This is a genomic window from Thermus sp. LT1-2-5, assembly GCF_040363165.1.
Taxonomy (GTDB): Bacteria; Deinococcota; Deinococci; order Deinococcales; family Thermaceae; genus Thermus.
The window spans coordinates 43,944-51,310 of sequence record NZ_BSRG01000013.1; the positions used below are offsets into that span (position 1 = coordinate 43,944).

At 64.4% G+C, this 7,367-nt stretch carries 11 protein-coding genes and 1 pseudogene; 9 read left to right on the plus strand and 3 right to left on the minus strand.

The annotated features are described in order from the left end of the window. Position 1: 1 nt before the first annotated feature. A complete protein-coding gene (locus ABXG85_RS10435) occupies positions 2-169 on the minus strand; it encodes a hypothetical protein (protein ID WP_353513569.1) in 168 nt (55 codons plus the stop codon). Between the two features lie 222 nt (positions 170-391). Between ABXG85_RS10435 and ABXG85_RS10440 the strand changes: the two genes are divergently transcribed. From ABXG85_RS10440 to ABXG85_RS10455, 4 genes are all read left to right on the plus strand, one after another. Then, positions 392-733: a DUF6883 domain-containing protein gene (locus ABXG85_RS10440; RefSeq protein ID WP_353513570.1), complete on the plus strand. Its 342-nt coding sequence runs from the start codon at positions 392-394 to the stop codon at positions 731-733. Continuing rightward, positions 706-921, plus strand: a complete 216-nt coding sequence (locus tag ABXG85_RS10445) for a DUF4926 domain-containing protein (RefSeq protein ID WP_353513571.1) — start codon at positions 706-708, stop codon at positions 919-921. Before ABXG85_RS10440 ends, ABXG85_RS10445 begins: the two co-directional genes overlap by 28 nt. Before the next feature lie 867 nt (positions 922-1,788). Then, positions 1,789-2,058: an AbrB/MazE/SpoVT family DNA-binding domain-containing protein gene (locus tag ABXG85_RS10450; protein WP_353513572.1), complete on the plus strand. Its 270-nt coding sequence runs from the start codon at positions 1,789-1,791 to the stop codon at positions 2,056-2,058. After that, the gene (locus tag ABXG85_RS10455) at positions 2,055-2,456 is read left to right on the plus strand and encodes a type II toxin-antitoxin system VapC family toxin (protein ID WP_353513573.1); all 402 of its coding nucleotides are present in this window, start codon (positions 2,055-2,057) and stop codon (positions 2,454-2,456) included. The genes ABXG85_RS10450 and ABXG85_RS10455 overlap by 4 nt, the downstream gene beginning before the upstream one ends. A gap of 38 nt (positions 2,457-2,494) precedes the next feature. Here ABXG85_RS10455 and ABXG85_RS10460 read toward each other — a convergent pair whose 3' ends face one another. Further along, positions 2,495-3,421, minus strand: a complete 927-nt coding sequence (locus ABXG85_RS10460) for an AraC family transcriptional regulator (RefSeq protein WP_353513574.1) — start codon at positions 3,419-3,421, stop codon at positions 2,495-2,497. 125 nt (positions 3,422-3,546) lie between these two features. On the opposite strand from ABXG85_RS10460, the gene ABXG85_RS10465 reads away from it, so the two are divergent. From ABXG85_RS10465 to ABXG85_RS10485, 5 genes are read left to right on the plus strand one after another with little or no spacing between them, the layout of a single operon-like run. Next, on the plus strand, positions 3,547-4,569 hold the full coding sequence (locus ABXG85_RS10465) for a zinc-dependent alcohol dehydrogenase family protein (RefSeq protein ID WP_353513579.1): 1,023 nt from the start codon (positions 3,547-3,549) through the stop codon (positions 4,567-4,569). A gap of 17 nt (positions 4,570-4,586) precedes the next feature. Further along, positions 4,587-5,243, plus strand: coding sequence for an aldo/keto reductase (locus ABXG85_RS10470; protein ID WP_353513575.1), 657 nt, complete (start codon positions 4,587-4,589; stop codon positions 5,241-5,243). Positions 5,244-5,264: 21 nt separating this feature from the next. Then, the gene (locus tag ABXG85_RS10475; protein WP_353513576.1) at positions 5,265-5,681 is read left to right on the plus strand and encodes a DUF2255 family protein; all 417 of its coding nucleotides are present in this window, start codon (positions 5,265-5,267) and stop codon (positions 5,679-5,681) included. A 21-nt stretch (positions 5,682-5,702) separates the two neighbouring features. Further along, positions 5,703-6,134 carry a cyclophilin-like fold protein gene (locus ABXG85_RS10480; RefSeq protein ID WP_353513577.1) on the plus strand — a complete coding sequence of 144 codons (432 nt, stop codon included), beginning with the start codon at positions 5,703-5,705 and terminating at the stop codon, positions 6,132-6,134. 13 nt (positions 6,135-6,147) lie between these two features. Then, positions 6,148-6,552 carry a (R)-mandelonitrile lyase gene (locus ABXG85_RS10485; RefSeq protein ID WP_353513578.1) on the plus strand — a complete coding sequence of 135 codons (405 nt, stop codon included), beginning with the start codon at positions 6,148-6,150 and terminating at the stop codon, positions 6,550-6,552. A 206-nt stretch (positions 6,553-6,758) separates the two neighbouring features. Here ABXG85_RS10485 and ABXG85_RS10490 read toward each other — a convergent pair. After that, positions 6,759-7,224: pseudogene (locus ABXG85_RS10490) on the minus strand (DeoR/GlpR family DNA-binding transcription regulator). Between the last annotated feature and the right edge of the window lie 143 nt (positions 7,225-7,367).

Genomic DNA, 7,367 nt, shown 5'->3' on the forward strand with positions numbered 1-7,367 from the left:
CTCAGGCCGGTGGTGTCCATGAGGCAAAAGGGAGGTCAGGGTCTTGGGGCGGGAGGTGGGCCTCCACCTCCTGGGCCAGGCGGTGGAGGAGGTCCTCCAGGAGGCTCGGGTCTAGGTGGTGGAGGGCGTAGCGGGCGAGGGATGGAGGGGAGGGGAAGGGTTCCTCCATATCAAGTCATGGAGGAGGGCGAGGTAGAGGGCGTGGGCGTAGCGCCAGGGTCTGCCCCTTCGGCCCTTGGGGGTGGGAGGGGCGACCTCCTGGGCCAGGCGAAGGCAGTGGGTGAGGACCTCCTTGGGGCTTGGCTCTCGTCGGGGAAAGCCGCGCTTGCCCAGGGCTCTAGGATGAATGACTCGGAGTGGAGTTTGCAAGGCAAGCCCATATACTGGCCCCGTGCACTTTCAGGTGCCCCGAGCCAAGCTCACCGAGTACCTCCTCAACCCCAAGCACCCGGCGGGAGGAAGCAAGGCCCGCTTCTTCGCCAGCCTGGGCTTTACCCCCGAGCGTCCCGAGGCCCTAGAGGCGGCCCTCCTGCGCCACGAGGAGGTGGAGCGCCGGCCCGGTTTCCAGGGCCAAGGGGTGCTGGTGGTCCTGAGAGGGCTTCTACGGGGCCCCAAGCGGGAGGCGTGCGTGCAGAGCGTCTGGTATCTTGAGGAGGAAAGGGAAGCGGCGCGACTGGTGACGGCGTACCCTTGGAAGGGGAAGGGATGCGGGAGCACGACTTGGTGGTCTTAAAGCGGGACAAGGAGGCGTGGGGCCTCGAGGCGGGGGACGTAGGGACCATCGTCCTGGTCTACCCGGAAGGCGGGTACTTGGTGGAGTTCGTGGACCACGAGGGGAATACCCTAGCCCTCCTGGACCTTTCCGAGGAGGAGGTGGCTCCCCTTAAGGGCCCCGCCCTTCTCCGGGCTAAGAGCGCCTGAAGCCTGTCCTTGGGCCGACCCCCCAGCCTTGGGGGTCTTTGCGGACGATGTTTTGCGGACCCCGTAGGTAACGAAACCACGTAACCCCGCAGCACCGCCACCGCCCAAGCCCCTACCCTCGGCACCTGACACCCGTCCTCCCGGAAAAGCGCATCCCGCACCCAGAAGGAACCGTTCTCTATCCCCACCCCCCAACCAGCAACTCCCTCCTCGCCTTGGGCACACCTCCCGCTCCAGCCACACCGCCTGTCGGTACCCGGGAAAGGCCAGAAGCGCCTCGGGCAGATAGGGAGAAGCCCAGACCCAATAGGTCCACACCTCCCCGTCCCGTTCCACCCTCCCCTCCGCCTGGGCCTGGGCCAGGGCGGTCCGCAGGTGCAGGGCCAGGACCTCCACAAGCCTGACCTGGGGGCCCCTCCCCTTGCGCTTCCCCTTAGCCCCTTCCCGTCCACCCCCAGGACCTCCCCTATCCCTGCCTTGGGGAAGACCACCAGGGGAGCCTCCTGGGTCCTGTAGGGGTCTAGGCGGTGGAGAAGAAGGGTGAGGATGGGGGTGCGGAACTTGGGCCAACGCCTCGCCTAGGGTCATGGGGCGATGTCTACTCCAAAGGGGGTATAACGGCCAAGTCTGGGTGTTGAAAGGGATGAAGACGGGGATGGAAGATGGATATTAGGCGAAGGGAAGACGAAAACAGCGAAGGTGCGCGCGTTCTGGAGCTTGGGGCCTATGCCCCCAAGATACGGGCTCTACTTGCAGATTTTCCTTCCCCCTCCCCCGCCGGGGCGCAAGGTGATTTACCAGGCAAGCTCATTCTGGTGTTACGAACTCTACTAGTGGAACAAACTCACATTGTGGTACGCTAAAGGCATGGACCACCCGACTCCTGGGGCGTATACCACCCACCTGGGGGCTAAGGGGCGCCTCGTCCTGCCCAAAGAGGTGCGTAAGGCCCTGGGCCTGAAGGAAGGGGACCGGATCCTCCTCCGGGTGCGCGAGGACGGAACCCTGGAGCTCCTACCCGCTCGCCAGGTGGCCCGGAGGGCCCGGGGCAGGTTCGCCCACCTCCTCCAGGGTCAGAGCCTCGTGGAGGAGCTTCTGGCGGAGCGCCGGGAAGAGGCCCGACGGGAGGAAGGATGAGGGTGGTGCTGGACGCCTCCGCCCTCCTGGCCCTACTCGGGGACGAGCCCGGGGCCGAGCGGGTGGAGGAGGCCCTGGAGGAAGGGGCGTACCTGAGCGCCGTGAACTTGGCCGAGGTCCTCTCCAAGCTGGCCGAGCGCGGGGTGGATCCCGTTTCCGCCCGGGCGGAGATGGAGCGGGAAGGGCTTTTGGGGGCTTTGGTGGAGGTGGTCCCCTTTGGGGAGGAGGACGCCCTGGAAGTGGCCCGTTTGAGGCCCTTGACCCGTTTCGCGGGGCTTTCCTTTGGCGACCGGGCCTGCTTGGCCTTGGCAAGGCGGCTAGGGCTTTGTGCCCTCACCGCGGACCGCTCATGGGCGGAGCTCGACCTAGGCGTGCGTGTGGAAGTGCTCCGCTCGTGAGGACTTCCTCGGACCTCGGGCTCGAGTCTGAGGTGCCTCTACCCGGCTTCTGAAAGCGCTAGCCCGCGCTGAGTACGCAGACGGGCAACGTCCCTAGAGGGCGCAGTGCCAAAGAAGTGGCGGTACTCCCGCACAAACTGGGAGGGACTGGCGTAACCCACCTCACGGGCCACCTGGGCCACGGCTAGGCCTTCCAGGAGAAGCTTTCTGGCTTCCTGGAGACGCAAGGCTTTCTGGTACTGCAGCGGGGTAAGGGAGGTCAGGCGTTTGAAGTGGTGATAAAAAGCGCTCTTGCCCAAGTGGGTGAGCCGGACTAAAACTCCCACATCCAAGGGCTCGCGGAAGTGGGCTCGAATGTGATCTATAGCCCGGGCAATGCGGCGTAGGTGGGGGTCCAATAGGCTGAGCTGGGCCAGAATGGGGTTTGCCTGGAGGAGGCGGAGGAGCATCTCCTGCCGATAGAGGGGGGCAAGGAGCTTTTGGTCCTTGGGGTCTCCCAGCGCTTTCAAGAAGCGTGAGGCAGCCTCCAACAACTCAGAAGAGGTGGTCCCGGCAAAAACCGGGCGGGCCTCTCCAGGTAGGAGCCCCTCGGGGTAGACCTTGGCCGCAAGCTCCGCCAGCTCCACCGGGTCCAAAACGAGCTTTAGACACAGGAAGGGGCGCTCGGGGGACGCCTCGAGGACCTGGGCCCTGAGAGGCAGGTCCAACGTGGTGATGAGCACGCGAGCGGGATCGTAGCGCACCACCTCCCGCCCATAAAAGACCGCCTTGGCTCCTTGAGCCACCAGACAGACCGCGGGCTCGTACAGCGCTGGCCGGACCTCGGACTCGCGCTTGGAATTCCGGTACACGTAGGCCCCAGGAACGGGCAGGGGAAAACTGCCATCCTCCGGCGCATAGCGGAGGAGCCGTTCCGCTAAGCCACCTAATAAGCCGTTGAACTCAGCGCCTTGGCGATGCGCCATAACCCCATCTTAAACGTCCTGGTCACGCCTGGAAAATTAGGCATGCACCCCGGAGGATTAGGCAACATCCCTGAGCGGAGAAGCGCCATCCTGAAACAGGAGGGTTAGGCATGCGGGCCACAATAATGTACGGACCCCAGAAGGTGCGGCTGGAGCGAGTACCCGACCCGGTAATCGCGGAGCCTACGGATGCCATTGTCCGAGTTTTGGTCTCCTGCATTTGCGGCTCGGACCTTTGGCCCTACCGAGGGTTTGACCCCATCCCCGAGGGCGGGCGACCCATGGGACACGAGGCCGTGGGTGTGGTGGAGGAGGTTGGCTCCGAAGTGCATACCCTCAAGCCTGGGGATGTGGTGCTCGTGCCCTTTGCCATTTCCGACGGGACGTGCGAATTTTGCCGAGAAGGGTTGACCACCGCTTGTGCGCATGTGCACTTCTTCGGTGCACCGGAAATAGGCGGGGCCCAAGCGGAAGCGCTGCGCGTGCCCTTCGCCGAGGGGACCCTCTACAAGGTCCCGGTGAAGGAGAAGGACCGGGCCCTCCTCCCCCACCTCCTCACCCTCACGGATGTGATGGGCACCGGTCATCACGCCGCGGTGACCGCTCGGGTTGGCCCCGGCAAGGTGGTGGCGGTGATCGGCGACGGCGCGGTAGGGCTTTGTGGTGTGCTGGCGGCGCGGCGCTTGGGTGCAGAGCGGATCATCCTGCTTGGGCACCACCCAGACCGCCTGGAGCTGGGTAGGGAGTTTGGCGCTACCGATTTGGTGACGGAGCGAGGGGAGGCAGCCATAGAACGGGTCTTGGCCCTCACGGGTGGCCACGGGGTCCATTCCGTGCTGGAGTGCGTGGGCACCGAGGAAGCGGTGGAACTGGCCGTGCGGATCGCCCGGCCGGGTGGGGCCATCGGACGCGTGGGCGTGCCGCACCATGCGGGCGTTCCCGCCAGCGCCACCTTTTTCAAAAACCTCTTGGTAGCTGGCGGACCAGCACCCACCCGGGCCTACATGCCGGAACTTTTGCCCGACGTGCTGGAGGGCCGGATGGAGCCAGGCCGGGTGTTTGACCTGAGGCTGCCCTTAGATCAGGTAGCCGAGGGTTACCGGGCCATGGATGAGCGCCGGGCCATCAAGGTTCTCCTAGAACCCTAGAAGGAGAAGGAGGCGAGGTGCAAGGAGTAGTCCTGAACAACGGCGTGGCGATGCCCCTCCTAGGCTTCGGGACCTTCCAAATAACAGACCTGGAGGCCTGCGAGCGAGCGGTAGCCCACGTGCGACACTGGGGCCTATCCGAAGCGGGACCAGAAACGCTTCGTCGAGCCCATGCGGTTTGTCCGGTGACCGCGGTGCAGTACGAGTACTCCCTTTGGTGGCGCAAGCCGGAGCAGGAAATCCTCCCCATCTGCGAGGAACTGGGCATCGGTTTCGTCCCCTACAGCCCCTTGGGCAAAGGCTTTCTGACCGGAGCGATTGACGACAACACCTCTTTTGCCCCCTCTGACCTCAGGGGGCGAATTCCTCGCTTTAGCCCAGAGGCCCGCCGCGTCAATAAGGCGCTGGTGAACCTGCTGCTCGATCGTTCTAAGCGGAAGGGGGCCACCCCGGCACGAATTGCCCTCGCGTGGTTGCTGGCGCAGAAGCCCTGGATTGTGCCCATTCCGGGGACAACCAAACTTCACCGTCTTCAAGAAAACCTTGGAGCAGTGGGCCTGGAGCTCTTCCCTGAGGATTTGCAAGGTTTGGAGGCCTCCGCCCAAGTCGTGGGCGAGCGGTACCCCGAGGAGTTGGAGCGCATGAGCTACGTAGAGGCCCCACCACAGCGCTGAACTTACCTGGAGGAGGTATGCATGAAAGGCGGGAAAGCCAACGTCGCAGAAGCTGGCCATTGGACAAAGGAAGAACTTACCCGCATCGCTCAAGCCGATGACCTGCACGTCTCCCCTTTCCGGGAAGATGGCCTTACCTACGGCACCCCCACCTGGGTCTGGTGCGTGGTGGTGGGGGAGGCTCTTTACGCCCGAGCGTACCACGGCGAAGGCTCGAGCTGGTACCAGGCCGCCCTCAAGCAAAGGGCCGGGCGGGTGCGGGTAGCCGGGATGGTGCGCGAGGCGGTTTTTTTACCGGTGCCCCAGGAAGACCCTGTGCAGGAGGCCATTGATGCCGCCTACCGGGAGAAGTACCGGGGAAGCCCCTACCTCGAGGCTATGCTTAGCCCCAGGGCCCGCGCAGCCACCGTACGCATCTTGCCCCGGGAGGAGGAATAGCCCATGAGCCGGAGAATACCTATGAGCCTGACCCTTCTTGCCTTGGCCTTGGCCCTGGCCTTGGCCCAGACCCCGCCCCGCGAAGATGCCGTGAGGGTCCGCTTCCTCACCGCAAAAGGGGGAGAGGTGGTGGTCCGATTGGCGCAAAACCCCACTGCCCAGGGCTTCCTCGCGCTCTTACCCTTAACCCTGGAATTTCGCGACTTTAACCGCATGGAGAAGATCGCTTATCTGCCCAGGAGGCTTCCCACCCAAGGCTCCCCGAGCCACACTCCCAAGAACGGGGACCTTATCTACTTCGTCCCCTGGGGAAACATCGGCTTCTTTTACGACGTTGCCCGGCGGGACCCAAGCTTTGACGACCGCCTCATCCTCATCGGCCGGGTAGAGCGCGGCTTTGAGCTGCTTTCCGACTTAGAGGTGGGGCCCGTGCGGGTAGAGCGAGTACGCTAAGGAGGAGGTAAGGATGATTCGGGTCTACCCAAGGAGCACCCATCCCAAGGTTCCGGGCAACCCCGCCTACTTTACTGGTCAGGTGGAGGTAGAGACCCTCAACGAAGCCCCGCCCCCAGCCAGGGTCCGGGTGGCCCGGGTGTGTTTTGCCCCTGGGGCCCGCACCCACTGGCACACCCACCCCCTGGGACAAACCCTCATCGTCCTGGAGGGGGTGGGCTGGGTACAGGAGGAGGGCCGACCCAAGGAGACCATCCGGGAAGGGGACGTGGTCTGGATCCCCCCGGAGGTCAAGCACTGGCACGGGGCCACCGCCCAAAGCCCCATGGTCCACTTGGCCATCCAGGAAGCCTTGGACGGCCAGACGGCGGAGTGGCTCGAGCCAGTAAGCGAGGAGCAGTACTTGGCTGACCCCTGATTCCAAGAAGACTGAGTTGACCAGGCCAAGCTACACCTATCAGCCATGCCACCCCTACCAGCGACGCCGAGGCCCTGGAAGCCTTGTTTCCCGATACCAAGAAATGGTGAGCAAGTAAACGATCTCTTTGAGAACAACGGTGGGAAGCTCTTTCTGTTACCGGGCTCAAGGCTACCCCAAGATACCCCAGGTCAGCAGATATATACTTAGCCCGCCCTCACCACCCCATGGGCCCCCTCCGGCCGGGCCAACCGGTAGGGGTACCCCTGGCGTTCCAGCTCGGCCAGGAAGGCCTCCGGCGCCCCGGTATCGGTGATGAGCAGGCCGATCTGGCCTAGGCCGGCAAAGCTGGCCGAGGTGGCCCGGCCCAGCTTGCTGGAGTCCACCAGGGCAAAGGCGGTGTCGGCGGCCCTCGGCATGGCCTGCTTGGTCTCGGCCTCGTAGGGGTTGGGTGGTGTAGCCCCTCCGCAGCGAGACCCCGGTGGCGCACATGAAGGCTTTGTCGGCGTGGTAGACCTCGAGCGTCCGCACCGCCGCCGGGCCAATCAGGGCCATGCTGTGGTGGCGCACCTGGCCGCCGGTGAGCAACAGCTCAAAACGGGTATCCACCAGCTCGCTGGCGATGGGCACCGAGTTGGTGATGATGTACAGCGAGCGGAAGTGCCGCTTCATCAGCCGCACCAGGGTCAGGGGGTCGTGTAAGGATTTATGTGTAAGGGTCCGTGTTTAATAGGGGGGCACACCTTAGCACGAGGAGGTGCCCCGTGGACCAGGATACCTTGCGAATCTTGCTGAGGGAAGCGGTGCGGGAGACG

Coding starts and splice junctions, on each gene's coding strand:
- ABXG85_RS10435 (WP_353513569.1), bottom strand. CDS start 169: ATGGAGGAACCCTTCCCCTCCCCTCCATCCCTCGCCCGCTACGCCCTC.
- ABXG85_RS10445 (WP_353513571.1), top strand. CDS start 706: ATGCGGGAGCACGACTTGGTGGTCTTAAAGCGGGACAAGGAGGCGTGG.
- ABXG85_RS10450 (WP_353513572.1), top strand. CDS start 1,789: ATGGACCACCCGACTCCTGGGGCGTATACCACCCACCTGGGGGCTAAG.
- ABXG85_RS10455 (WP_353513573.1), top strand. CDS start 2,055: ATGAGGGTGGTGCTGGACGCCTCCGCCCTCCTGGCCCTACTCGGGGAC.
- ABXG85_RS10460 (WP_353513574.1), bottom strand. CDS start 3,421: ATGGCGCATCGCCAAGGCGCTGAGTTCAACGGCTTATTAGGTGGCTTA.
- ABXG85_RS10465 (WP_353513579.1), top strand. CDS start 3,547: ATGTACGGACCCCAGAAGGTGCGGCTGGAGCGAGTACCCGACCCGGTA.
- ABXG85_RS10475 (WP_353513576.1), top strand. CDS start 5,265: ATGAAAGGCGGGAAAGCCAACGTCGCAGAAGCTGGCCATTGGACAAAG.
- ABXG85_RS10480 (WP_353513577.1), top strand. CDS start 5,703: ATGAGCCTGACCCTTCTTGCCTTGGCCTTGGCCCTGGCCTTGGCCCAG.
- ABXG85_RS10485 (WP_353513578.1), top strand. CDS start 6,148: ATGATTCGGGTCTACCCAAGGAGCACCCATCCCAAGGTTCCGGGCAAC.